The sequence below is a fragment of the Terribacillus jepli genome (assembly GCF_047228925.1).
In the GTDB taxonomy this organism is placed as follows: domain Bacteria; phylum Bacillota; class Bacilli; order Bacillales; family Amphibacillaceae; genus Terribacillus.
Genome location: NZ_JBFEGH010000027.1, coordinates 1 through 24,393 on the forward strand (window position 1 = coordinate 1; position 24,393 = coordinate 24,393).

Annotated in this window: 25 protein-coding genes and 1 rRNA gene; 5 read left to right on the plus strand and 21 right to left on the minus strand. The window is 44.8% G+C overall.

Annotated elements, in window-relative coordinates; translation table 11 throughout:
* From AB1K91_RS19710 to AB1K91_RS19725, 4 genes are all read right to left on the minus strand, one after another.
* On the minus strand, window positions 1-807 hold an 807-nt coding region (locus AB1K91_RS19710; protein ID WP_413092389.1), incomplete at its 3' end, for a hypothetical protein.
* A gap of 179 nt (window positions 808-986) precedes the next feature.
* Window positions 987-1,586, minus strand: a complete 600-nt coding sequence (ytpR, locus tag AB1K91_RS19715) for a YtpR family tRNA-binding protein (protein WP_413092390.1) — start codon at window positions 1,584-1,586, stop codon at window positions 987-989.
* Between the two features lies 1 nt (window position 1,587).
* Window positions 1,588-2,409, minus strand: coding sequence for a DUF1444 domain-containing protein (locus AB1K91_RS19720; protein WP_413092391.1), 822 nt, complete (start codon window positions 2,407-2,409; stop codon window positions 1,588-1,590).
* A gap of 18 nt (window positions 2,410-2,427) precedes the next feature.
* Window positions 2,428-2,745, minus strand: coding sequence for a thioredoxin family protein (locus AB1K91_RS19725; RefSeq protein WP_413092392.1), 318 nt, complete (start codon window positions 2,743-2,745; stop codon window positions 2,428-2,430).
* 225 nt (window positions 2,746-2,970) lie between these two features.
* On the opposite strand from AB1K91_RS19725, the gene AB1K91_RS19730 reads away from it, so the two are divergent.
* On the plus strand, window positions 2,971-5,094 hold the full coding sequence (locus AB1K91_RS19730; RefSeq protein WP_413092393.1) for a methyl-accepting chemotaxis protein: 2,124 nt from the start codon (window positions 2,971-2,973) through the stop codon (window positions 5,092-5,094).
* Window positions 5,095-5,113: 19 nt separating this feature from the next.
* Here AB1K91_RS19730 and AB1K91_RS19735 read toward each other — a convergent pair whose 3' ends face one another.
* Window positions 5,114-5,641, minus strand: coding sequence for a DUF84 family protein (locus AB1K91_RS19735; RefSeq protein WP_413092394.1), 528 nt, complete (start codon window positions 5,639-5,641; stop codon window positions 5,114-5,116).
* A 25-nt stretch (window positions 5,642-5,666) separates the two neighbouring features.
* Entirely contained in the window at window positions 5,667-6,734 is a 1,068-nt protein-coding gene (locus tag AB1K91_RS19740; RefSeq protein WP_413092395.1) for a M42 family metallopeptidase, read from the minus strand.
* A 142-nt stretch (window positions 6,735-6,876) separates the two neighbouring features.
* On the opposite strand from AB1K91_RS19740, the gene AB1K91_RS19745 reads away from it, so the two are divergent.
* Window positions 6,877-7,194: a PepSY domain-containing protein gene (locus AB1K91_RS19745; protein ID WP_413092396.1), complete on the plus strand. Its 318-nt coding sequence runs from the start codon at window positions 6,877-6,879 to the stop codon at window positions 7,192-7,194.
* A 120-nt stretch (window positions 7,195-7,314) separates the two neighbouring features.
* Here AB1K91_RS19745 and AB1K91_RS19750 read toward each other — a convergent pair whose 3' ends face one another.
* From AB1K91_RS19750 to trmB, 6 genes are all read right to left on the minus strand, one after another.
* Complete coding sequence (locus AB1K91_RS19750; RefSeq protein WP_413092410.1) at window positions 7,315-8,817, minus strand: alpha-glucosidase/alpha-galactosidase; 1,503 nt, start codon at window positions 8,815-8,817, stop codon at window positions 7,315-7,317.
* Window positions 8,818-8,892: 75 nt separating this feature from the next.
* Window positions 8,893-9,777 (minus strand): AraC family transcriptional regulator, encoded by an 885-nt coding sequence (locus AB1K91_RS19755; protein WP_413092397.1) that lies wholly within the window; start codon window positions 9,775-9,777, stop codon window positions 8,893-8,895.
* A 16-nt stretch (window positions 9,778-9,793) separates the two neighbouring features.
* A complete protein-coding gene (locus AB1K91_RS19760) occupies window positions 9,794-10,639 on the minus strand; it encodes a carbohydrate ABC transporter permease (protein WP_413092398.1) in 846 nt (281 codons plus the stop codon).
* A 4-nt stretch (window positions 10,640-10,643) separates the two neighbouring features.
* Window positions 10,644-11,528: a carbohydrate ABC transporter permease gene (locus tag AB1K91_RS19765; RefSeq protein WP_413092399.1), complete on the minus strand. Its 885-nt coding sequence runs from the start codon at window positions 11,526-11,528 to the stop codon at window positions 10,644-10,646.
* A gap of 80 nt (window positions 11,529-11,608) precedes the next feature.
* Window positions 11,609-12,904, minus strand: a complete 1,296-nt coding sequence (locus AB1K91_RS19770; RefSeq protein WP_413092400.1) for an ABC transporter substrate-binding protein — start codon at window positions 12,902-12,904, stop codon at window positions 11,609-11,611.
* A 285-nt stretch (window positions 12,905-13,189) separates the two neighbouring features.
* Window positions 13,190-13,828 (minus strand): tRNA (guanosine(46)-N7)-methyltransferase TrmB, encoded by a 639-nt coding sequence (gene trmB / locus AB1K91_RS19775; RefSeq protein WP_413092401.1) that lies wholly within the window; start codon window positions 13,826-13,828, stop codon window positions 13,190-13,192.
* Window positions 13,829-13,913: 85 nt separating this feature from the next.
* Between trmB and AB1K91_RS19780 the strand changes: the two genes are divergently transcribed.
* The gene (locus AB1K91_RS19780; RefSeq protein WP_093728772.1) at window positions 13,914-14,198 is read left to right on the plus strand and encodes a YtzH-like family protein; all 285 of its coding nucleotides are present in this window, start codon (window positions 13,914-13,916) and stop codon (window positions 14,196-14,198) included.
* Here the strand turns inward: AB1K91_RS19780 and AB1K91_RS19785 are convergent.
* From AB1K91_RS19785 to pepV, 5 genes are all read right to left on the minus strand, one after another.
* Window positions 14,195-14,980 (minus strand): phosphotransferase, encoded by a 786-nt coding sequence (locus AB1K91_RS19785; protein ID WP_413092402.1) that lies wholly within the window; start codon window positions 14,978-14,980, stop codon window positions 14,195-14,197. The genes AB1K91_RS19780 and AB1K91_RS19785 overlap by 4 nt on opposite strands.
* A gap of 164 nt (window positions 14,981-15,144) precedes the next feature.
* On the minus strand, window positions 15,145-16,056 hold the full coding sequence (locus AB1K91_RS19790) for an NERD domain-containing protein (RefSeq protein ID WP_413092403.1): 912 nt from the start codon (window positions 16,054-16,056) through the stop codon (window positions 15,145-15,147).
* A gap of 6 nt (window positions 16,057-16,062) precedes the next feature.
* Entirely contained in the window at window positions 16,063-16,614 is a 552-nt protein-coding gene (gene thpR, locus AB1K91_RS19795) for an RNA 2',3'-cyclic phosphodiesterase (protein WP_413092404.1), read from the minus strand.
* Window positions 16,611-17,795: an MFS transporter gene (locus AB1K91_RS19800; RefSeq protein ID WP_413092405.1), complete on the minus strand. Its 1,185-nt coding sequence runs from the start codon at window positions 17,793-17,795 to the stop codon at window positions 16,611-16,613. The genes thpR and AB1K91_RS19800 overlap by 4 nt, the downstream gene beginning before the upstream one ends.
* Window positions 17,795-19,210 carry a dipeptidase PepV gene (gene pepV, locus AB1K91_RS19805; protein ID WP_413092406.1) on the minus strand — a complete coding sequence of 472 codons (1,416 nt, stop codon included), beginning with the start codon at window positions 19,208-19,210 and terminating at the stop codon, window positions 17,795-17,797. Before pepV ends, AB1K91_RS19800 begins: the two co-directional genes overlap by 1 nt.
* A gap of 156 nt (window positions 19,211-19,366) precedes the next feature.
* On the opposite strand from pepV, the gene AB1K91_RS19810 reads away from it, so the two are divergent.
* On the plus strand, window positions 19,367-19,585 hold the full coding sequence (locus tag AB1K91_RS19810) for a DeoR family transcriptional regulator (RefSeq protein WP_093728766.1): 219 nt from the start codon (window positions 19,367-19,369) through the stop codon (window positions 19,583-19,585).
* A gap of 61 nt (window positions 19,586-19,646) precedes the next feature.
* On the opposite strand, the gene AB1K91_RS19815 is transcribed toward AB1K91_RS19810, so the two are convergent.
* Window positions 19,647-20,369, minus strand: coding sequence for a pseudouridine synthase (locus tag AB1K91_RS19815; RefSeq protein WP_413092411.1), 723 nt, complete (start codon window positions 20,367-20,369; stop codon window positions 19,647-19,649).
* Window positions 20,370-20,372: 3 nt separating this feature from the next.
* Window positions 20,373-22,019: a putative polysaccharide biosynthesis protein gene (locus AB1K91_RS19820; protein ID WP_413092407.1), complete on the minus strand. Its 1,647-nt coding sequence runs from the start codon at window positions 22,017-22,019 to the stop codon at window positions 20,373-20,375.
* Window positions 22,020-22,124: 105 nt separating this feature from the next.
* On the opposite strand from AB1K91_RS19820, the gene AB1K91_RS19825 reads away from it, so the two are divergent.
* Window positions 22,125-23,393: a BaiN/RdsA family NAD(P)/FAD-dependent oxidoreductase gene (locus AB1K91_RS19825; protein ID WP_413092408.1), complete on the plus strand. Its 1,269-nt coding sequence runs from the start codon at window positions 22,125-22,127 to the stop codon at window positions 23,391-23,393.
* A 39-nt stretch (window positions 23,394-23,432) separates the two neighbouring features.
* Here AB1K91_RS19825 and AB1K91_RS19830 read toward each other — a convergent pair whose 3' ends face one another.
* Together AB1K91_RS19830 and rrf are read right to left on the minus strand one after the other, a co-directional pair.
* Entirely contained in the window at window positions 23,433-23,969 is a 537-nt protein-coding gene (locus AB1K91_RS19830; RefSeq protein ID WP_413092409.1) for a GNAT family N-acetyltransferase, read from the minus strand.
* A gap of 63 nt (window positions 23,970-24,032) precedes the next feature.
* Window positions 24,033-24,146: ribosomal RNA gene (gene rrf / locus AB1K91_RS19835) — 5S ribosomal RNA — on the minus strand.
* Window positions 24,147-24,393: the final 247 nt, after the last annotated feature.

The window sequence follows — 24,393 nt, forward strand, 5'->3', positions numbered from 1 at the left end:
CGCATCTTCTTCCATTTTCCCTGGAGCTGGCGTTGTTTGCTCCATATGCACTGCTTCTGGTTGGGAAGATACGGAATCCTGTTCTTCAGCTGGCTCAGCAGTGTAAGCTGCTTTCCCCGTATCCATTTCTTTTGTAGGTACAGAATGACTATTCCCCAGCATATCTGCGGATTCTTTGATCACTTCTGTCTCTGGCTGCCGTGCTATATTTTCGGCTGCTGAAATCTCCAGGTTAACATGTTCCTGCTGTGCCTTATCTGATACAGTGGCAGCAAGTTTCTTCCAATCCGCGCGTTCCTGTATCGACTCCAAGGTGACGATATCCTCAGCTGCTTCCTCTTTTCGCTTACGAAACCCATAAACAGGAGATGGCACCTCTGTCGGCTGGAAAGGTTTCTTGTCTGCCTTCGGCTCTGGCCGAGGTCTTTGTGTCTGCCGCGGCTGATTCTGACTGGGCGATCGTTCCATGCTTCTCGTTTTTTCTGTCTGGTTAGGACTTGTCTGTCTTTTTTTACGAGGCGTCGCTTGCGGCCGCGTTTCTGGCTGTACCTGTGCTTGTCGGCGCACTGATCGCACATTCGGGGCAGGCGGTTTTTCACTGCCGGACTCATCCGGAATCATCGGAAACCGGAATGCTCGTTCTTTCGGGTATGTATATGCCATTTTTGCTTGTGGCTGCTGATTATTCTGATATTGTTTCTGTACGTTCTTTTCAGAAGCGTTCCGTGATTTCAGCTCTGGTTCTTCTTCCACTACTACTTCGGTCATAAAAAAGTTGCTTAGAGCTTGCTTAAGACGCTCCCACATATTAAATCTTCCTTTTTCATTATAATATCTTCATTTTAGCAGGTTTTCACAAACCGTGAATAGCTTTACCCTAAAAACATTCTGACTACACTTAAAAAATAAGGCGGTCTTGCCTGATTTTTGTTCCTTCTACCTAAAAAAGCACCGAATACAATTTGTATCCGGTGCTTTTTTTCCTATTAAAACTTAAAAGCTTGACCGACTTCATAGGAATCGTCCAGCACATAAATTCCTTTTTCTTCCGGTGCATTCGGCAAACCAAGCTCTTTTTGGGAACAAATCATACCGAAACTATCTTCACCGCGCAAGTTTCCGGCTTTGATTTCCAAACCGCTCGGCATGATGGCACCAACTTTCGCAACAACCACTTTTTGACCTGCATCGACATTCGGTGCACCACAAACGATCTGAACAGCCTCATCACCAAGGTCGACTTGGCAGACACTAAGCTTATCAGCATTGCTGTGTTTTTCCTTTTGTTTGACATAGCCGACGACGAACTTAGGAGTCAAATCAACATCAAATGCATCGTCCAATTTATTTTGCTTGAAAATATCACGAATGCTGCTGGCGAACTCTTCATCGACCTGCACCTTGCCTGCTGTCGTAATTTTCAAGTATTCGGAAGCCTGGAATAGATTATAGCCAACCAGCCCATCCTTATCGGAGATCCGGACAACATCACCGAATCTTTCTTCTTTAATGGAATGACGATCTCCTTGCTTAAGGGCGATCAGCAATACATCACCGATTCCTTGTTTGTTATAAAATGCTTGCATCTTACTTTTCCTCTCCCTTGGCAGACTCCGGTCGATTACGCGCCATTATGAATACTGGCTCCAATTTCTTCTCTTCATAAATGAATGGCAAAGATGTGATTGGTACACGGCCTTCTGCGAAATATTTCATGGTTACTTGTGCTAATATATCATAACCAGTCTTATTTTCAATATCCGCCAAAATCAGGACATCCTGGTGGGGAACAGCAACAAGCACTTCTCCTTTGGCATTCGCACGGAAACCTTCCAACAGTGATTCATTCAGTATACGACTGGCATCATAACCATCCTGTGTCGCAATGAAGTAAAAGGAGTTTCCTGCCACCCTGTCTTCTTTCAGATCCGTGGATAGACTTCTTGCATTGAACGCAGCAATTTCCCGAAGACGTTCGACCGTCCATCCTTGCTCTTCCATCATTCGTTCGTCGATGAGCCGATATGATTTACCGAGATCCAATGCATAGTAAATCCTTGTTTCTGCCGTGTGTTCCGAATATACCATCTTCAGCCCGGATTTTGTCTCCGATGGAAAAGAAGTGGCTCGTATGACCGGAAAGACATGCTGTTCATTACCTTCCAAATGCTGCTCTTCATGCATGACACGCAATGCCTCTTTTACATGCTGTTCCAGCTCATCAAGCGCTTTTTCGCCTCGTGTCTCGTATTTTGCGATTATATTGGGAAGAGCTAGCGTCACACCTTCCTTCGTATCCTGCCATTCCACCCGGAATTTGCTTTTTTCCCGATCGTAGGAAGTACGCCAAGCTGGATCCTGCAAACGATCCTCCAATTTTTGTTTCATTTTCAAAGCTGTCATTTTCATAAGCTATACTCCTTGCAGTTATTGCGGTAAGGATTCGATGAAAGATTCGATTTCCTCTTTGGACTTACGGTCCTTGGAGACGAATCGTCCGGTTTCTTCACCATTGCTGAACGCGATGAAACTAGGAATCCCGAATACATCGTACTGCTGACATACATCGATGAACTGATCCCGGTCCACATGAACGAATTCAAATCCACTGTATTTTGCTTCGATCTCAGGCAGCTCCGGCTCGATGATACGGCAGTCCGGACACCAGTCTGCGGAAAACATCAATATTGTTTTACCATTTTGAAGAATTTCGTTTAGTTGTGCTTCTGATTCTAAATGTTTCAACTTTAAAGCCCCCATTAGTCTTTTTCTACATTTTATCAGAGCCCTGTACCAAATGCGAATATCCTGCGTTGGGACTGTCTGTTCCACACTCTTTAGACCTAGACTTTCAAGTTTGTAGGTCTAATCATTCAAGATAATTATCAAACTTTTATAAATTTATTGTAAACATGGTAAGTTATACCTATAATTAAGAAGAGCACACAACAGTACAAAAGGGGGAAACACATGCATACAATACGCCAGCGTATACGCTTGATTATGTTCTTATCACTAGCAAGCATTGTCGTGCTTGGGGCTTTTACTTATTATTATTTTAACGAGCAAAATCACATGTCGGAGAAAACGCAGCAGTATCAGGAAGCCTATGTATCCAGCCAATATATCAAGGACGATATGCTGGATGCACTTGAAAAGCAGGAGACATACTTCGCACAGCCCTCGGCATCCAATGCAGAAGCCGTATTGGGTGCCATTGCAAGTATCCACAAACAAGCCACTACATATGAAGAGGATTACAAAGAAAATAAAGATTTAAAAGCATACTTTACACAGATCAAGGACGGCGCATCTTCCTATCAGGAAGAGCTGGAGAAAGTGACGAGTATGAATGAAACCATCGGCTACACGTCGGATGAAGGACTCCGTAAAATCATCAATGATGCTTCCGGGAATTTTCATGAGATTGCCGAAGGTGCAGGAGATGAAGTTTCAGCCGCATTGGAGAATGTCTCCAGGACCGAGCAGGGAGTCATCCAGCCTCCAAATGGAGCTGCCCCGGATAAAGATGCATTCGACGAAGCAGTCGATGCATTCAAGACAGCCATCTCGGATTCAGACTTGGATGGGGACGCCGTCAGTGATATCAACTCCAGTTTGCTGAAATACACATCGGCCATGTCCACACTGACAAATACACGCACCCAGGCATCGGAACTCGCCGCTAATTTTGAAACGGCCGCCTTGGAAGTGACAACGACCGTCGACAGCGTCGGACAGACAGCAATAGAAGAGACAAACAATCTGAAACAAACGAATGAAAGAACTTCCACAATTCTCGGCATCATCTTGCTTGCTGTCATCATACTCAGTTTCCTGCTTGTCCTTTGCACTGGCTGGCCGCTCATCCGTGCGATCACAAAATCAATCCGTCAGCTGAAAGAAGCAACAGAGATCATCGGAAATGGAAACCTGGCCTACCGTGTACCAATTACCACAAAGGATGAGATGGCCGATTTAGGCACAACTTTCAATCAGATGGCAGCCAAGATGGAACAATCCATGATCAAGGTAAAAGAAGCTTCAGAAGTATTGGATGATTCATCCTCGTATTTGGCAGCAGCTTCACAGCAAACAGCTGCCCAATATGAAGAAGTGAACCAAGCGATCGGCCAAGTAGCCGGTGGTGCGCAAGACCAAGCAGCACAGCTTGAGGAAAGCAATGTTATGCTCGGAAAAGTCCGCCATGCCATTGCGTCGATGAAGGAAGAAACATTACAAGTCGAAGAGGCAATGAAGCAAGCTGAAAAAGAAGGAAGCATCGGTATCGAGCAAATGCAGCAGCTGCATGAGACGTCTGACAGCTTCTTGGAACTCGCTCAAAAACTGACTGCAGAAATCCAGCTTGCTGTCGAACAGGCGAACCAAATCCGCTCGATTGTCCAGACGATCGAAGAGATTTCAGAAAGCACGAACTTGCTGGCACTGAATGCTGCAATTGAATCGGCTCGTGCAGGCGAGCATGGACGAGGATTTGCTGTCGTCGCGGATGAAGTGAAGAAGCTGGCTGAACGCTCCAAACAGGAAGCACAGCAAATCCATAAACTTGTAGGTTCCATGAATCAGCAAATGAACGGTTTGGCCGAAGAAGCCAAAACCTTTGACGCTTATCAGCAGGTGCAAGCAACAAGCGTTGCAGAAACGACGAACGCATTCAGCCGCATCCATCATCAATTGAAGCAAGGCAACGCGAAGATGAAAGGTATCTCTTCTTCAGTAGCGGAAGTTGCAGGAAGTAATGAGACTGTTACAGACATGCTTGGTCATATCAATCAGATTGCTGATGAAGCAGCTTCTGCTGCACAGGAAGTAGCATCATCAAGTGATACGCAGGCAGCGTCGATCGATATCTTGACAAATGCTGCATCGCAGCTGCAACAGCTATCTAAAGATTTGGCTGATGAGGTGGCTCAGTTCGATCTCGAGTCCGTTTCGGAAGATGGATCAGGATTCACTGAAGCGGAAGAAACGCCGCTTGCTGCCCCAATCACTACTGATACGGATAGTCAAGAGATAGATAATAAAGACTATGCTGTCCCAGACGATGAACCTGAATGGAAACAAACCTCATAAAGAAAGAAGGAAGCGGATTTCAACATTCCGCTTCCTTCTTTTTATTCGCTAGATAAAAGGCGTATTGTCCTTTCAATAAAAGACATATATGTTCAAACATTGCCGCACGGGACATATGTCCGTCTGTAAAGACACCGACGGCTCCATCTGTCGTCGATATATCCTGCCTGCTAGTAAATGCCCGCATGACTGGTCCCAGTTCTTTACCTTCACGTACTGATTCAGCGATAAAATCCGGCAGAAGCAGCTTCGCACCGCTTGCGCTCCATACTTCATCCCCGACAGCCAAGGCCCCCCAATTGCAGATGTATAATCCATCATCCATCTCTGTGACGCCGCCTTCCAGGCCAATTCCAGCAGTTGCTCCGGTTAGCTTGCTGCACGCAAGGGCTCGCTGAACCGCACCAAGGCGTGTTTCTTCATCGCTCATCGGCTGGGCACTTACACCAGAATCCACTGCTGCACTTTTCAATGTCCATGTATCACCGAATACAGCCGAAACTGCATTTACTTTAGCAGGGTTCTTTGATCCTATTATCAAATTCATCCATTGCGCATCCTTTCTGGTCAAATCAATCGTTTGCGGTAATAAGGTCCACTGTCGACTGATCCGTCGCACGGACAAGCTTGATCAAAAGCTCTTTTGCAGCCGCGTAATCATCCACATGGATGATGCTTGCACTTGTGTGTACATATCGGGATACAATTCCGATGACTGCTGATGGAACGCCTTCATGAGCCAAATGGACGCGGCCAGCATCCGTACCGCCTTTGCCGACATAATATTGGTAGTTGATATTATTGGATTCCGCAGTATCAAGGATGAATTCACGCATATTCCGATTCATGATCATCGTACCGTCAAAAATACGCAAAAGCGCTCCTTGTCCCAGATGACCGAAAGCTTGCTTGTCTCCGCCCACATCATTTGCAGGTGAAGCATCCAGTGCATAAAAAATATCCGGATCGATCATGTTGGATGCTACTTGTGCGCCGCGAAGACCTACTTCCTCCTGCACTGTCGCGCCGGCATACAGCTGGTTCGGTAAAGTTTCCCCGGATACCTCCTCCATCAATTCAAGCGCCAAGCCGCATCCATAGCGATTGTCCCAAGCCTTAGCCAAAATTTTCTTCTCATTGGCCATTGGGGTAAATGGCATGAACGGGACAACTTGCTGCCCAAGTTTTACGCCAAGTTCATATGCATCCCGCTCATCATCCGCCCCGATATCAATCAGCATGCCATCAATGGAAGCAGGCTTACTGCGCTGTTCAGGTGTCAGCAGATGTGGCGGTGTCGAGCTGATGACACCTGGAATTGGCCCTTCTTCGGTCATGACTTGTACTCGCTGTGCAAGCAAGACTTGACTCCACCATCCACCTAATGTCTGAAAACGAAGCAGCCCATTCGGAGTGATACCTGTCACCATGAAACCGACCTCGTCCATATGTCCGGCAACCATCACTTTAGGTCCTTTGCCTTTTTTGACCCCGAAAATACCGCCAAGCTTATCCTGGATGATTTCATCAGAATATGCTTTTAGTCTATCCTTCATGAAGGCTCGCATCAGTTGCTCATTTCCTGGTGCAGCCTGCAGTTCTGTCAGCTGTTTGAATAAATCCAATGTTTTTTGATTCATACATATGTACTCCCTTTTGTCAGACTATTGTATATCTATTGTAAACGATTGGCCCTCAACATGCCATAAAGGTTGTTTCGTTTTATATTTCTTCAGTAATAAGCTATAATAGAATATAACTTATGTTGAAGAGGTGACCAAAATGGGCGTAAAGAAAACAGTAGCAATCGTAGGTGCTGGCCTTGCAGCTGGCTATTTGCTCCAGAAGCAGATTGCGAAACAACAGAAAGTAACTCCGGAAAAAGCGCTGAAATTCGCTAAAGAAGCATTTAAGAAAGAAGGTCCGATCAGTGGGTCTTGGATTTATATGAAACCGGAAGAAAAAGTGAAGCATGGCCTCACATACACTGTTTACCGTGGCGGTATCTCACGTACGATCGATGGAAAACCTGCTCAATACGAGTTCTTCGTTGATGCAGAAACTGGATCAGTTATCGATGCTGTCGAAACGGCATCCTAAAAAATAAGAAAAACACCCCAAAAGTTAGAACAATACGTAACTTTTGGGGTGTTTTTTTGGTGGAAAATAACATTTCCTATATAATAATATTTATAGTATTTCAAGTTATCCGTGTTCCCGCTACGTTTGTGCAGGCCGCTCCAATGCTTTATCTGCTTCTCTGGCATTTTTGGATGCCTCTTGTCGATTTGTTTTCATTTCTTCAACCGATTTTATTTTTAAACGGGCTGCACCTGTGTATTCTTTCAAAGGCAAACGGTCTTCCGTTTGCTGACGCTTCTTTGCACTGACGATGCTCTCTTTGTATTGCGGCAGCCATTGTTCCTGAGCGATGAGCATGTCATCCACCATCTGCCAGATTTCTGGCGGTGTGCATACAGCTCCGACTAGGGGATCCATCATGAACGCCTGCCTTAAGAGTCGATCGTCTCCTGTGATGGCAGCTTCCACCGCGAGCCGCTGTACTGATATGCTTGCTTGACAAACAGCAGCACATCCCAATGGAAGGTCCCCGACAACAGGCATGCTGATACCATTTCGGTCAACATAGCCTGGAGCTTCAATGATAGCATCTTGCGGCAGGTTCGCAATGATGCCTTTATTGATCGTGTTGAAGTGACCTCGATATGTTCGGCCTGTTTCCAGTGCTTCAATGATATATGAACCGTGCTCTTGCCCCCGCTCTGTTTCGACATACTGATATGCCGGTTCTTTCATCCAGTTCGGGAAATCTTCTTTAAACCAATTCCGCCCCTCCGTACACACCCGCAAATAGCCGCCAGTTTCTCCATTGATCCACGTACCTAAATCTATCCAATCCGTAATCTCTTCCAATCGTTTTCGGTACCATGGAACATATTCGCTTAAATGCCCGTTTGATTCCGTGCTATAGTACCCAAAGCGACGAAGCATGTCGATACGGACCTTTTCTGTTTTACTATACTCGGGATGTGCCTCAAACGCTTCAAGAAGTTTACCTGTTAAATCCTCGCCTTTATGACTGACTTGAATGTACCATGTTTGGTGGTTGATCCCGGCACAAATGATGTCCAAATCTTTCTGCTCCAGCCCCAACACATCGGCTATTTGACGATGTCCTCCTTGCACACCATGACACAGTCCGACTGTTTTCACACCTCCATGTGTATTGCATGCCCATGTCAGCATAGCCATCGGATTGGCATAGTTCAACAACAAACAATCCGGTTCGGCAACCTCACGGATATCCTTACACACTTCGAGCATCTCATGAATACCGCGCTGACCATACATAATACCTCCGGCACTCAAAGTGTCTCCTACACATTGATCAACCCCGTAGCGCAGCGGGATGTTTATATCCTGTTCAAATGCTTCCAACCCGCCAATACGAAAAACAGAAATGATGTAACGTGCATCTTTCAGTGCTTCTCTGCGATCAAGCGTAGACTGGATGACAATTGATAATCCATTCTCACGAATATCCCGCTGACATAAATCCGTCACCATGCTCAAATTATCCGCATCGATATCGGTAAAAGCTATATCGATATCTTTGAATGCTGGTACAGTTAAGATGTCCCGTAATAACGCGCGTGTAAAACCAATGCTGCCCGCCCCGACGAATGCTACCTTAAAACTCATCATATTCACTTCCCTTCTTGTTCATCGTAGCACCTTAGTGAATTTCATTACTTTCACTATGAAGACATATACTGGTTATTTTTTTATAAAATCGTCACTTTGCAAATGCAGACGCTGCTGCTCCCTGCGGAATTCCATCGGCGTCTTTCCCGTATATTTACGGAAAAGCGTACTGAAATATTGCTGCGAATTCACGCCGATATAATAAGGAACATCTGTTATTCGGATATCCGTTTGTGCTATGAGCTCTTTCGCCTTCTTCATACGATGCAGAATTAAATAGTCATTGATTGAACAGCCCATGGTTTCCTTAAAAACACGATGCAAATAGCCTGGATGAAGATGTACCGCATCCGCAATGTCCTTTACACGAATATCCCTGTCATAATTTTGATGGATAAATTCGACGGCTTTCTTGTTATACAGATTTTGCTCAGGTGCATAGTCATTTCGATTCGCTAATTCCGAGATACGGATCATAAGCTGACTGAGCAGCAATTGAACCATAAAATCAGTTGATGTCCCCTTCTTATCCAGTTCAAGAATCACATTCTTTAAACAGCCATAGATATCGTTCGAATCCAAAAACAGCAAATAAGGCTGATAGTCACATAGCATTTGCAGAAGGGAAGGGGTTTCCTCGACCACTTGCTTGAATGGAAGGTAATTCGTTGCCCCAGGACGAAAAGCGAATTCGACATTTGCCATTCTGCATCTTTTCTCTGATTGCACATGCAATCTGTGGGGAACATTCGCATCGATGATGATGAATTGGCCCTTTTTTAAATGCAATGTCTCACCTTCTAATTCAATCTTGCAGGAACCACACATAACATACATGATTTCTACAGAATCATGTTCGTGCAGTTCCATCGCAAAATCCTGCCATTCCTTGTAATAATAAAAAGTCACATATGGATAGTTCGCTTGCGATCGCAAAGAAACATCATATAGACTCATTGTTTCCCCTCTCTTTCTAGCCTTTTACCGCTCCTGCCGTCATCCCCTCCACGAGATACTTCTGCAAGTATAAAAAGAGGATCACGACTGGAAGGACACTCATCACCGATGCTGACATGATGCTTCCCCAATCCGTCGTATACAATCCTTTAAACAAAGAGAGACCAGGTGTCAATGTCCGAAGTGAATCGTCATTTATGAATACATAGCCAAACATGAATTCATTCCATGCATTGACAAAAGCAAACAGCGACGTTGAAACCAGACCTGGAATGGAAATCGGTAATATGACGCGACAGATCAACCCTATCTTTGAACAGCCATCCATCTCCGCCGCTTCCTCCAGCTCTATTGGAATCGATGAAAAAAAGCTTGTCAGCATAAAGGTACAAAGCGGGATCGTGAATGTTGTATATGCTACGAGTAAACTGATATGTGTATTTAAAAAGCCAAGCTGCATCATGATGATGTAAAGTGGAACGAGCAATAGCACAGGGGGCACCATTTGCGAAAGAATCATCGTAACGCTGACAAGCTTGACCCCTCTGAATCGCATAAAACGACTCAAAGCATAAGCACTGAACACTGAAATCAAGAGTGAAAGTGCAGTCGCCGCCACCCCTACAAAAAGACTATTCTTGAAATACGTTAAAAACCCTGTATTCCAAAACACGTGCAAGAAGTTGTCAAATGTCGGATTTTCGATAAAGAAACTAGGCCTTGTGCTCCGTACTTCGTCGGTAGGCTTCAGTGCGGTGATCACCATCCATAGAAACGGAAACAGACAAAACAAGGAAAAGGCGACTAAGACTACATACGTCAGCAGCTTTTGCACAAGCTTTGATCGTTTTGATTCAACCATACTATTACACGCCTCCCCTATTGCCAGATTTTCGCTGAATGTACAAGTAATACATCATGAAACCAATGATCATAAATGCAAGCATCAAGGAAGCAAGCGCTGATGCCAAACCAATATTCAACTCTTGCATGGCAAAGCGATAAATCATGATCGGCAATGTTTCCGAAGAGTGAACAGGACCGCCTTCTGTCATCACCCAAATAAAATCAAAGTTAATCGCTGTCCATATGATATGGATCATGATCAATACAATCGATACACTTTTCAACTGCGGCAGCGTGATTTTAAAAAAACGGCCAACCGGCCCGATACCATCCAGTGCAGCAGCTTCGTATATGTCACGTGGAATAGATTGGAGTGCTGCTAATAAGGTGATTGTATAAAATGGAAAACTGCGCCATATATTCACAATGATGATCGATAATAATGCAGTGTCCGGCTCTCCGAGAAAATAATATGGTTCATCAAGCAAACCCAATTTGACTAGCCAGCTATTCAACACACCGTAATCCGGTGTCAGCATCCAAGTCCACGTCAGTCCAGCGACAACTACTGGAACAATCCATGGAATAATGATGATACCTCGGAAAATGGCTCTTCCACGTATTCTTTGCGCCAATGCAAGTGCCGCCACAACCCCTAAAATATATTCACCTGCAACAGAGACTATTGTCCAAATCCCCGTATTTACAAAAGCTTGGACGAAATATTCACTGCGCATCACTTCCACATAGTTAGCTAATCCAACGAAACGTCCATCTCCTGTATTCAAAAGATTTTTGTCATGAAAGCTATCCCAAATAACCGAAACCAGCGGATAAGCAACAATGACAAGGAAAAATAGGAAAGCGGGTAACACAAACATATAAGCGATTTGTTTTGCCTTCACCTCTCTGGTGGGCCTTCTTTTTCGAGAGAGGGATTCCGTATCTTTTTCAACACTCACTCTCATTCGATCACCCTTTTCTTTTACTTGCTTCGCACTGCGTCCTCACTTAATTGGCCATTCGCTTCCAATGATTTATTTATCTCTTCGCCGAGCCATGAGGCTGTCTTTTCAGGATCTTCTTCCAATAGAAGCACTCTCCCGACCGCATCTGTCATATCATTTGTAATTTTGCCAAGGGACACTTGCGGGAACACTGCGCCTATTTCGGTTAACCCGTCGTATCCTTCCGCCCATAGTCCTTCCCCTTTTACATCTATACGAGGCGATTTATAAAGATTGGCTCCTTGTTGGTATTCGTCTCCAAGCATTGCCTTCATTAACTCCCATGCTTCTTTTGGATGGTCCGTGTCTTTGAAAATATAATACGGACTAATTTCAAGATACGTTGCTTCGGATGCGTTTTTAGGTGGGGGAGCAATTCCTAAATTATCAATCACACCGGCCTCGTCAATGGTATCTTCCATCCATGTACCGTTCACAACCATTGCAAATTGCCCAAGCGAGAAATTGGTGTCCTCTTCTTGGTGTCCCCATGATCGTCCATTTGGATCGATTACTTCCTCATCCAAAAGATCATTGTAAAACCGAAATACCTCCGTCGCCCTTTCCAACTCATCTGGATTTTCATTCCAAGTATTTTTAAACTTTCCTTCTTCAGCTTGCACTGCAAGTTCCAAATCATTTTGCGCTAAATACATAATCAATTCTTGCGGGGCACGAACGCCTGTTCCGGATATACCAAATGCATACTTCCCCGTTTTCTTTTTGATGATCGGCCCCATGGCTAGCAATTCATCCCATGTTTCTGGTGGCCCGTCTAGTCCCGCTTCATGTAAGATAGCTTTGTTGTAAAGCAACGCTCGATTTCCCAAGTAATTGGGAAGCGCTTTCAATTTTCCGTTTACAGTCAATGCTTCGATCACGTTATCATAGATGAGGTCTTTTTCTTCCCATTCATGAAAATAAGGTGTCAAGTCAAGCAATGCATCAGCATGATTCAAATCACTGAACCATTCACCCAACCCCCAGCTTATGTCCGGAGCATTCCCGGCATTAATCGACGTTATAATATTGTCATATAGCATATCAAACGTCATCACCTGAACATTCACTTTTATGTCAGGATTTTCTTTTTCAAATGTCTCAATCACCTTTAATCCTATCTCCTCTTCTTTCGAACCAGGACCCCACGCCGTCCAGAAGTCCAGAATAATTTGGTCTCCTGAACCACTTACGTGCTCCCCATTCCTACTGCATCCAGCTAGCAAAGAAGCAATGATCATACTGCACATCAAAAGTGCAAGACATTTTTTCATCAAGTCCATCCTTTCTCTTTTACTGACAGCTGCTTCATCACTTACAAGCGTGTTCCGTTTTACAACACTTTATCACTGAACATAAATAATTACTTATAGTTTTATCACCTAGACAGCTTCATTTTTATAAAATACTCACATTTATTTAGGGGACATTCAAGAAAAGAGGAAGATTGGGTAGGGGTAATATATATGGAATAAAAAATCAGCTGGCAGGAGTACGGGTATTTCACCGTCTCCATGCCAGCCAATAAGCTTAAAATATTGAATTATTATCGGGGATCTTTATTGAAATGTGGCTACACTGCGATAAATTCGATAGCCGCGGGAAGAAAATTTCTCTTCGTATTCCGTTTTCACATTCAATGGATCGTTTTCGGCGTGCAAATCAAGCTTCACTTCCTGCAATATCATGCCGAATCGGGAAAAGCTGGATAAACTATATTCGAATAGTTTTTGGTTATCCGTCTTAAAAATAACTTCTCCATCTTCTTTCAGTACGGCTTTGTATTGCTCCAAGAAGCTCTTATAAGTCAATCGGCGCTTTTCATGCTTATTCTTCGGCCATGGATCGGAGAAATTAAGATAGATGGTGTCCACCTCGTTCTCCTCGAACAGCTCACGGAAATCAGCTGCATTCTCATTCAAGAGCCGTACATTTGGCAGATCCGCCTCAGCAGCTTTCTCCACAGCTGTGACGATGATGCTTTTCGCCAGTTCGATACCGATGAAGTTGTATTCCGGGTGCTGTGCAGCCATGCCAGTAATGAACTGTCCTTTGCCGGACCCAATCTCAACGTGCAAAGGATTATCATTACCGAATAACTCCCTCCATTTGCCTTTATGATTTTTCGGTTCCGGTATCACAATATGATCGTTTTCTTTCAAATAATCGTCTGCCCAAGGTTTATGGCGCACACGCATAGATCTCACTCCTATTTCTGCCCTGCCCCCTGCATAGTTTGGTGTTAAAACGCACACGCTATGCTCAGGAAGGAGGGGAAAATCAATGTCACTTTCCGTTCAAAACCAACTTGGCCTTCTGCGGGATATCCTTAGCGAGCATTGCGAATCCTGCTGCGGAAGCAAATCCGAATGTGAGCAAATATCCCGTCTGGCACGTTCCATTTTATCCCATAAATCAACTGATCAGCAGGAGCTTCTTGCTCTGCTTCCCAGTATCCATTCGTACAGTACTGCTGGTGAAAAAGCTGCCGATATCAATGCGCATATCACAACGAACAGAGAACAGCTCGAGGATTGGGTAGAGACAATCGACAGCTTTCAAGGTTAACAGCTCAGCTGTTTTACTTCCATGAGCAGCTGTGCCAATTCTTTACTTTTGCGCTCCATATTGTCATCGCGCAAAGACATGATGATACGGGCAGCCTCGTACCAGTAAATACGTTTAAGAAGTGCTTCATCAAGCGGCTTCCCGTATGCTTTCATCCAATCTTCCCAATCAGGGAGTGGAACGTATTTTCTCAGCAGCATTCCGATATCAGCTGCTGGGTCCGCGATAAGGGCACTGTCCCAGTCCACCAGGTACAGCTCATCATGCTGACTTATCATCCAATTGTTATGATCGATATCAAAATGGCAGACAGCTAACAACTGATCCGGCATTTCAGGTAGGAATTGTTCCAGTCTCTTCAGTACTTTTCCCAAAGAAGGCAGCCGATCTTGGAAGCCAGCTGCCTTCTTTCGCAGCTCTTCCATTTTCGTTTCTGGCTGCAGGGGTTTTTTCCCCATCCGCATCAGCATATTCAGCATCTCGGAGGAATGATGGATCTTACTGAGCAGCTTGGCCACTCGTGGATCGCTCATTTCGGAGAAAGTCAGACCGCGTCCCAGCAGCCATTCCTGTGCCGTAATGACATCCCCGTTTTCCATCCGCTTCGTCCATACAAGTTTTGGTACAATTCCCTCCGCTGACAGAACTGCCAAAAAAGGAGAGGAATTGCGCTTCAGGAATAGCTGACGATCTCCGCTTTTTGCATAATATGCTTCTCCTGTAACACCGCCAGCAGGAGCAATCTTCCACTCATTCCCCAGTATGTGTTCTAACCAATTCACCGTTCATTCCTACTTTCCTAGTGCAATCGCTCTGCATTACTAGCTGTAAACAAGCCCAGCGTGACACAAGGCAAGTACATTCCCGAACAAATTCGACAGACATACTTAAGATTACAACATTTTCTATGGTTTTATCAATATGATTGAGCTTAAAAACAGTTTATTTAACTAAAAAATTCTTCGTTTTCTTTCGTTTCCCATTCTGGGCGGGCAACAGCTTTTGTATAGGCATGTTCCAGCAGCACTTCACTGGCACGTAGCTGTACATGTTTCAATGCCAGCTGTTCCTCCCGTTTGGCCATCAGCCAAGCTGTATGCTTGTTAGAACCGATAAACTGTGTATTTCGAGGCTCACTTGCGAATCGAATCTGGTTTTCTCTGCTTAAGACAATTTTTTGTACAGGCAGTTCGATATCATACTTTTTCAAGATACCTTGTATCAGCTTTTCCGTCCTGTTCAAAGAAAGCATCGGATTGAGGAACGTGGAAAACTGTCCCTTCGACTCCCTCTTCCAAGTGCGATCATCAGAAGTCCAGAATAACACATCCGGCTTATCCTCTAAAACAGATATAATTTCAATGCCCAATGGGTGGATCAAAATTGTATCTGCCTCCATCGTTGTCTGCTTCACTTCGAAAACAGGTTTATACATGACAAAGAAAGTGTCAGGAAATCGCTTTAGGAAGTAACGGAGAACCGGATCTTTTTTGTACTTGTGATCATAAAAAGAAAATTCCCCTATTGTCGAAGTTGCCCATTTCAACTGAAAGTCAAAAAGCTCTTCCAGATAATCCTGTTTCAAAACCTGTTCCGTCGGTGCTATATAAACCGGAGCAGGCTCAGGCTCTTCCATTTCTCCTTCTTTCTTGCGAAATACCCGATACCATGGTTTTCTGCGTGCCTCTTCCTTGTCTTCCCCTATGATAAAGGGAGCAGGAGCAGCCTGCTGCTGTTCCCATTCCCTGTGCATCTTCTCCCAATTCTCTTTTTTCAATTTGATGAATTGACCAGGATAACGGTAAGGATTCTGTTCATATCGTGATATATATTCATGCAGCTTAATCAATTGAGCCACATCAATTCACTCCTTCTCCAGATCTTTGACCAGTACAGGTACGTATTTGGGCAGTTTACCTGGTTCGATACGATAAAGCGTCACCTTCTCCACCATAATCGGTGAAGTCAGCCGTTTATCAAGCTGCGGCAGCTGCCCCTCTACTTTACCTGCTCCCCATCTCTTCCCTAGGGTGATATGGGGCCGATAGGGTCTATTTTCAGTCTTGAAGCCTGCATGCTCCGTGCTTGCAGTCACTTTCTGTTGCAATGCTTGAAGCTGATCAAATGGTCTCACACCTGCCCAGACAACACGTGGCTGCTTGGGGCTGCCAAATATATCAATTCCGGATACCTCCAAAGAAAATGCGTTACCGAAATCCGTGCCTTGCCAGGCTTCCTTTATTTGATCTAGCTGCTCTTTTTCTGCAGGACCAAGGAATTGCAATGTAATATGGAATTCCTCCGGCCTTGGCCATTGTTTCATCGGAACATATGATTTCAGTTCTGCCTGCCACTCAGCCAACGCCGATTGGATCGATTCATCTGTATTTATTCCAATGAAATAATGTGTACTCATGCTATTCCTCTTTTCCCTTCTGCCGCAGCTTTCATTCTTTTTACGATAATTAAGATTCCTACACCTGTGAAGGTCGTTGCAGCAAACAATGCATACATATGGTAAACAGTCGCAATCTCCAGGATCATACCGCCCATCAGGTTGAACAGCGCGTTGCCGAGACCTGTTCCGACCGCGGAATACAGCGCAATAGCTGTTGCTTGAACGGAAGAAGGAGCCGCACTCCTGATATATAGCAGAGCGGCAGGTACATAGAGTCCTATCGATAACCCCTGAATGATGGTCGTAATGAAAATGACAGCAAGCGGCGGGTCAAACATGTATAAAACCCATCTCGCGCCGGATACAGCAGCACTTAGCATGACAACATGTAGGACACTCATCTTCCCGATGATCCGATGGGCTAATTTCATAAATGGCGCTTCGCTGCCTGCCCCCAGGAAGAAAGCGATACCGACAGCACTTAGTGTACCACCAGCAGCTAAAATGAATGTTCCGAAATAGAAATTATTTGCTAAGATAGGTCCGAAAATAAGAAAGTTGGAAACTAAGAAAAATAGAAATGGCTTGTTTTTACGCAACGTGCGTAATCCTTCCTTCATCGATACTGCCGCTATATCATAGCCTTGCCGCGGAAACTTTCGTAAGGCTGGGAGAGCAAGCAGAAGGCACAGGCCATATGCAATGAATATCACATCCAATGTTCCAACGAAATCGGTTATGTAACCCAGCAAGAAGGAAGCAACTGCAAAACCGATAGCTCCCCATAATCGGATGTTGCCATATTCAAGCTGATTACGCTCGACAAAGCTTAAGGCCATACTGTCCGATAACGGGATGACAGCCGCCTGAAAAACGGCAATAGCAAGCATACCGAGCAATAGCAGTGCATAATGGTCATATATCAAATAAATGAATGCAAGCGCAGCAGCAGCAGTCAATGCTGCTGCCAGCAGGCGCAATGGTTTCTGCGTATAATCACTCAAAAGCCCCCAGACAGGCTCCATCACCGTATTGACTAAAGGTATCGCAGCGACTATGAGACCGACAAGCACGGGATCCAGCTGTTTTTCTTCCTGCAGGAAAACAGCGAGCAGCGGGAATAACGATCCATTTGATAAAAATGCTGTCAGATAAAAATATTGTAAAGATCGATATGTCGTTTTCGTTTCTGTCGGCATTACTGATGCTCATCCTTTGTCAGCAGATATAACGCTTCTGCGTAAATTGCAATGGCCTTCAGCATATCCTCAAGCAGTATGTGCTCATCTTGCTGATGGGCACTGTCCGGTGCACCTGGGAAAAGCGGCCCAAAAGCGACACCTTTCTTCATCGCTCTCGCATAGGTACCCCCGCCAATTGCCAGGATATCGGTTTGATCGCCTGTTTGACGACGATACACATCGAGCAACGTTTGGACCAGTGGATCATCCTTCTCCACATAAAGAGAAGGCAAATGGGATGTTTCCCGGAATCCGGCACCAGCTTCTGCAAGCTGTGTGAACAGCCTTGAAGTAACGGTATCATATGCGGTTGTGACTGGATAACGGATATTGACTCCGATTTGCCAAGCCTGGCCATCCTTCATGCTGAACTCGCCCAGATTGAGCGTCAGCGATCCCGATACATCATCTGTCAGCCCTAGATTAATGCCCTTGCCATGGTAATCTTCAAACTTTTCGACAAGCCAGCTCAGCATTTCCGTTATTTTACCGTGCATCGGCAGGGAAACAAGGAACTTAGCCAGTGCCACTACGGCATTGCTTCCTTTTTCAGGTGTCGAGCCATGGGCAGCTTTACCTGACATACTTAGACGTATAGTATTTTCTTTAGCTTCTGCCTTGCCAGTGAACCCTTCAGCAGCCAGGAAAGCCATATATGCTTCTTCCACTTGCTTCATACTCTCGCCTGTCAGAAGTGCCTCTGCGTGACCTGGAACCATATTCAATGCTTTACCGCCTTCAAAGCGCTCCAGTCGAAGCATGTCGCTTTGTGCAGTCACAGGGGGCAGTGAGATATAGCCATCGATGATTCCTTTTTCCGCGTATATGAGCGGAAAGTCCGCATCCGGTGTAAAGCCGGTATCCGGCATTTCCTCATGCTGGAAGTAATACTCCATGCATTGCCAATCACGTTCTTCATCCGTACCCATGATCAAGCGGATACGTTTTTTCGGTTCATGGCCCATATCCTTCAAGAGCTTCATGGCAAAATATGCGGCGACAACCGGTCCCTTATCATCCAAGGTCCCCCTGCCGAAAAGTCGATTTTCAGCCAAAGTCGGATTGAAGGCACCATAGGTCCACGTCCCATCAGCTGGCACGACATCCAAATGACCAAGTACACCTACCAAGCCGTCTCCTGTTCCATACTCGATATGACCAGCATAGCCATCGACATATTTGGTCGAAAATCCATCATCACTACCTGCTTGCAGCATATACACAAGTGCCTCATCAATCTTTTCACCGAACGGCTTTTTGTCCGTTTTTGTCGACACATCGTATACACTTGGAATGGATATAAGACCTTTCAATACTTCTGCATAAGCATCCTTATAAGCTGATGCCTTTTCAAACCAATCGATTCTTTCCATTGCTTTCGCCTCCTGAATTTTTATCAATATTCTTGTAAAGGGTAATTAACAGAAAATTTAACCTATCTCCTAGCCTTCTTTGCTCAATTGATGTAAAATACGGGTAGAAAGAGATTTAGAGCACCAGATTCTTATGTAAAACTAAGGAGTGGTTTTTTGAATCAATCAACATCCCGAATGCTAAACCGTGTAAAAGCTGTCTATCTTTATATCCGAGAAAGGGAAACAGTTTCTACTACTGAATTGGCTGAAGAATTTGGTATTACGGACCGTACGGTACAGCGCGATTTGAACGTGCTGGAGTATAACGGTTTAGTACAAAGTCCTCATCGGGGGGTTTGGTCAACGACCTCAAAAAAAGTCAAAATCTCTTGATTCAAATCGTACAACCTATGTAAAACTCTTACCATTTAAGGCAAGCTGATCTGCAAGCAGATCAGCTTTTTTTTGTATCACCGAACAGTCCGTCAAGTTCCTCATCAGAAAGTTCCCTGTATTCTCCCAGTTCAAGATCTTCATCCAGCTCCAAGCTGCCCATGCGCAATCGCTTTAAATAGGTGACCTCCATCCCGACGGCTTCGAACATGCGCTTAATCTGATGGAATTTCCCTTCGGTTATCGTTATCTCGATTTCAGAAACCGGACCAGCGTCCAGGATATGGAGGGTTGCCGGCTTCGTCACATACCCGTCATCCAAGGTTACACCTTGCTGGAATTGCTTGATGGTTTCTTCGGTCACTTCCCCATCGATACGGGCATAATAAAGCTTTTGCACATGTTTCTTTGGTGATAGTAGCTGATGTGCAAGCGTCCCGTCATTTGTCAAAAGCAGCAGGCCTTCCGTATCCTTATCCAATCTGCCGACGGGAAACGGCTCGAATATGCGATCTTCCGGCTGCAGGATATCGACCACAGTCTCATCCCGCTTGTCTTCCGTTGCCGACACCAATCCAGGCGGCTTATGCATCATCAAATAAATGAACTCCCTGTACGCCACTGTTTCCCCATTCACCTGTACATTATCTGTCTTTTCATCCACATGAATGGAAGGCGATTTGACCTGGACGCCATTCACCGTAATCGCTCCTTGTTTGAGGAGTGTCTTCACTTCTTTTCTGCTGCCAAATCCCATATTGGCCAGCAGCTTATCCAATCTCATCATTTAACCCTTCTTTCTTTTCATTAGGCGATCGAGGAACCCGATCCGATTTCCGAGTACACGTTCAAGCAATGTGGACTTATAGGAAAGGATCATATAAATGCCTCCCCCCACCAAAGCACAGACGAAGATGATGACAGCTGATGCAATTTGTCCATCTTCGAAAGTAATTGCAAAACCTAGAAGAAACTTGGTAAGCAATACCACAGCAGACATGATTGCTGTGAAAATCAAAATCAAGATTGTCCGCTTTGCAAGCTGTCGCACCGGGAAGTTCAGTACATGCTTCATCTTCAGGAAATTCAATACTGTTGCAATCCCGACCGCCAATGCAGTTCCCAAGATGGCTCCCTTGGCTCCGAAAGCATGGATGAGCGGAATATTGAAGAAAATCTTCACTAATAATCCCGCTGTCAAACTGATGACGGAAAAACGCTGCTCATTTATACCTTGCAGGATGGAAGAAGTTGTCGTGAACAACGCAAACAGCAGCGCAACAGGTGCGTACCAAACCATAAGATTACCCGCTTTTATATCAGGATTTAGAACAGCTTCTGTACCGTAAAACGCTGTATAAGCTTCACTTCCCAATAATGCAATTCCAATACTTGCGGGCAAAATCAAGAAAAGCACGATTTGTAATGACTGATTGATTTGCTGTAAATATAATTTGCGATCATCAGAGAAAAATGCACGCGTGATGGCCGGCACTGCTGCCAAGGATAATCCAATGGACAATGTCATCGGGATGGTGATGATTTTTTGACCATAAAAGTTTATTACTCCGAAGATATCAACAGCTACGTTCCCTTGTCCAATCGCTTCCAACGCACGCGGCATCGTGAACTGATCGATGAACTGGTAAAGTGAAGTAGCGATTCCAGTGACAACAAATGGGCCGGCATAGCTCAGCAATTCCTTAATGATTGTCCTATCTGAAATCGGGGCAGGACGGACGATTTGCTGCCTCATTTTCAATTCAAGATGCGGCTTACGGGCACGCCAATAGACATAGAGCACTGCACAGGACGCAAGTGCACCGACAAATGCTGCGAATGTCGCATAACCGACAGCTACGGCAATGTTTTCATGGAAGACATGCAGGGCAAGATAAGCACTGAGCAACAAGAATACGATGCGAGCGATTTGTTCCACCACGGTGGAAACAGCAGATGGACCCATGGACTGGTTACCTTGAAAGAATCCCCTGACGATACTCATTGCAGGTATGATCAAGTTGGCGAAACTGACGAGCTTGATTACATAAGCAACCGTTTCCGTTGTAAAACCTGACTTTCCATCTCCTACACTCCACTGTGCAATCCATTCAGCACCAAAGTACATGATCAGGAATGCCACGATACCCGTGGCTCCCATGATTCTGAAGCCGGTCTTGAAAACACGCTGGCTTGTCCGGTAATCCCCTAAACCATTATATTTTGATACAAATTTTGAAACACCCAACGGAATACCGATTGTAGAGATGCTGATCAATATATTATACGGGGTATATGCAAAGTTGAATAAAGCTCCCCCTGAGGAACCTACCAATGCATTGAACGGGATAACATAGATGATCCCGAGAAACTTCGACAGGAATGTAGCTGCCGTCAGCAGCAATGTCCCGCGAATCATTGTCGACAAAGCCATTATTTCACCTAACTCCTCTTTAAAATCCAATGAATCTATTTTATCATAAAGTAGACCTGATGGAAGAATTCCTTTGGATCCCATCAGCAGAAAGGAAGAACCAGCATGAATTACGATGTAGTAGTGATCGGCGGCGGTCCATCCGGACTCATGGCAGCCATATCGGCAGCCGAGCATGGCGCTCAAACACTTTTGATTGATAAAGGGAAAAAACTTGGCAACAAACTTGCGATATCCGGTGGCGGTAGATGCAATGTCACGAATCGTCTCCCGCAAGATGAAGTGATCAAGCACATTCCCGGTAACGGAAAATTTTTATATAGTGCATTTTCTATCTTTGACAATTACGATATCATTGATTTCTTCGAGAACCTTGGTGTGAAGCTGAAGGAAGAGGACCACGGACGGATGTTCCCTGTGAGCAACTCTGCTAAATCCGTTGTACAGGCCCTGCTCAATCGTCTGGATGCACTTCATGTCCGTGTCCGAACGGAAACACCAGTCAAAGCAATCCACTATGGCGAGCAAACACACGAAATTATCCTGAAAGACGGCGAAAAAATCGGCACAGGGGCTGTCATTGTCGCTGTAGGCGGGAAGGCAGTACCCCATACCGGCAGTACCGGAGACGGCTATGCATGGGCTAAGAAAGCAGGACATACGATTACGACGCTGTATCCGACAGAAGTGCCTCTGCTTTCTTCGGCAGACTTCATTAAACAAAAACTACTCCAAGGACTTGCACTGCGGGATGTAGCTGTAAGTGTACTGAATGAAAAAGGAAAAGCAATCATCACGCATCAGATGGATATGCTGTTTACCCATTTTGGAATTTCAGGACCTGCTGTATTGCGTTGCTCGCAGTATGTAGTGAAGGAGCTGATGAAAGGACGGAAAGATATCGGTATTCACATTGATGCAATTCCCGACAAGAAAGCTCACGTATTAATCGATGAGCTTTCACAAATGATAAAAGAGCAGCCTAAAAAAGCTTTCCGTAACTTGGTGAAAGGCATCGTTCCTGAACGGTATCTTGATTTTCTAATGGAACAGGCCAGCATAGTTCCGGATACAAAAGCGGCAAATATTTCCCGGGAAAATGTTGAGCAGTTCGTCAGCTTGATCAAGGGTTTTACCTTCCCTGTAAATGGCTCTCAGCCAATCGAAAAGGCCTTTGTTACCGGTGGCGGCGTTTCCGTTAAGGAAGTCGTACCGACAACAATGCAATCCAAACTTATGCATGGATTATACTTCTGCGGTGAAATCCTTGATATTCACGGTTATACTGGGGGTTATAATATTACCTCTGCCATGGTAACTGGCCGAGTAGCAGGCATGCATGCAGCTTGGGAAGCTGCTTCCGCTGCAAATTAATGTGAAGAAACCCTCCATCACGATGATGGAGGGTTTTTATTATGTATACTTATTCGAAAGCCTCGCCATAAGTAAAGTATCGTAAAATTCACCATCGCTTAACCTTTTATCATCTTTCAAACGGCCTTCGATCTGAAAGCCATAGGTTTGGTATAGAGCAATAGCTCTTTTATTTGAAGCAAGAACTGCTAGGTTGATTTTATGTAGTTTCTTCTCTTCTGACCATGCTATGACCATTTCCAGCATTCGTCTGCCTATGCCTAATCCCCAATAATCTTTTAAGATAGCAATGCCGAAAGTCACTTGATGCGAAAGGCGTCTTAATTTATTTCCTTCACATCTGCAATAACCCGCCATTTCTTGATCGACGTAAGCAACAAGACATAAATTTGTCGTTTCTTTTTGATCCGTTTCTATCAATTCTTCAAAATCTTTGGAAGATATATAGCCCTCTCCTTCTTCCCTATCCATATATTCCGTTTCTCCATCTGTTTTAAGTCTCAATTGTGCCAAAGCAGCAGCATCTTTTAATTCCGCTTCCCGGATGATAAGTTTTCTTTCATTTTTATCCTCCATTTCAAGCCCCCTTTTTTATAGCAAAAAATCCCTAATCCATATAAGGATCAGGGATTTCATCTTGCCTGGCAGCGTCCTACTCTCGCAGGGGCGAACCCAACTACCATCGGCGCTGAAGAGCTTAACTGCTGTGTTCGGCATGGGAACAGGTGTGACCTCTTCGCTATTACCACCAGACAATTCAAGAATTCATATGGAATGAACCCTCAAAACTAGATAAGAAACTTTTCATGCTTTACATCTCATGCGTGCCAAGCACCGGAGTGCTTGGTCTTTGGCGTTGACTTACTAAGTCTTTAGCGCTGCGGCTAGATCCAGCTCCAGAAACCAGAAACTGCGGCCTTTTTCGCTTTTCGTTTTTAGTTAAGTCCTCGATCGATTAGTATTCGTCAGCTGCACGTGTCACCACGCTTCCACCTCGAAC

What these genes read in the sequence shown, in the direction of transcription:
- ytpR (WP_413092390.1), bottom strand. Translation starts at nt 1,586, where the DNA reads ATGCAAGCATTTTATAACAAACAAGGAATCGGTGATGTATTGCTGATC.
- AB1K91_RS19720 (WP_413092391.1), bottom strand. Translation starts at nt 2,409, where the DNA reads ATGAAAATGACAGCTTTGAAAATGAAACAAAAATTGGAGGATCGTTTG.
- AB1K91_RS19730 (WP_413092393.1), top strand. Translation starts at nt 2,971, where the DNA reads ATGCATACAATACGCCAGCGTATACGCTTGATTATGTTCTTATCACTA.
- AB1K91_RS19735 (WP_413092394.1), bottom strand. Translation starts at nt 5,641, where the DNA reads ATGAATTTGATAATAGGATCAAAGAACCCTGCTAAAGTAAATGCAGTT.
- AB1K91_RS19740 (WP_413092395.1), bottom strand. Translation starts at nt 6,734, where the DNA reads ATGAATCAAAAAACATTGGATTTATTCAAACAGCTGACAGAACTGCAG.
- AB1K91_RS19745 (WP_413092396.1), top strand. Translation starts at nt 6,877, where the DNA reads ATGGGCGTAAAGAAAACAGTAGCAATCGTAGGTGCTGGCCTTGCAGCT.
- AB1K91_RS19750 (WP_413092410.1), bottom strand. Translation starts at nt 8,817, where the DNA reads ATGAGTTTTAAGGTAGCATTCGTCGGGGCGGGCAGCATTGGTTTTACA.
- AB1K91_RS19755 (WP_413092397.1), bottom strand. Translation starts at nt 9,777, where the DNA reads ATGAGTCTATATGATGTTTCTTTGCGATCGCAAGCGAACTATCCATAT.
- AB1K91_RS19760 (WP_413092398.1), bottom strand. Translation starts at nt 10,639, where the DNA reads ATGGTTGAATCAAAACGATCAAAGCTTGTGCAAAAGCTGCTGACGTAT.
- AB1K91_RS19770 (WP_413092400.1), bottom strand. Translation starts at nt 12,904, where the DNA reads ATGAAAAAATGTCTTGCACTTTTGATGTGCAGTATGATCATTGCTTCT.
- trmB (WP_413092401.1), bottom strand. Translation starts at nt 13,828, where the DNA reads ATGCGTGTGCGCCATAAACCTTGGGCAGACGATTATTTGAAAGAAAAC.
- AB1K91_RS19780 (WP_093728772.1), top strand. Translation starts at nt 13,914, where the DNA reads ATGTCACTTTCCGTTCAAAACCAACTTGGCCTTCTGCGGGATATCCTT.
- thpR (WP_413092404.1), bottom strand. Translation starts at nt 16,614, where the DNA reads ATGAGTACACATTATTTCATTGGAATAAATACAGATGAATCGATCCAA.
- AB1K91_RS19800 (WP_413092405.1), bottom strand. Translation starts at nt 17,795, where the DNA reads ATGCCGACAGAAACGAAAACGACATATCGATCTTTACAATATTTTTAT.
- pepV (WP_413092406.1), bottom strand. Translation starts at nt 19,210, where the DNA reads ATGGAAAGAATCGATTGGTTTGAAAAGGCATCAGCTTATAAGGATGCT.
- AB1K91_RS19815 (WP_413092411.1), bottom strand. Translation starts at nt 20,369, where the DNA reads ATGAGATTGGATAAGCTGCTGGCCAATATGGGATTTGGCAGCAGAAAA.
- AB1K91_RS19820 (WP_413092407.1), bottom strand. Translation starts at nt 22,019, where the DNA reads ATGGCTTTGTCGACAATGATTCGCGGGACATTGCTGCTGACGGCAGCT.
- AB1K91_RS19825 (WP_413092408.1), top strand. Translation starts at nt 22,125, where the DNA reads ATGAATTACGATGTAGTAGTGATCGGCGGCGGTCCATCCGGACTCATG.
- AB1K91_RS19830 (WP_413092409.1), bottom strand. Translation starts at nt 23,969, where the DNA reads ATGGAGGATAAAAATGAAAGAAAACTTATCATCCGGGAAGCGGAATTA.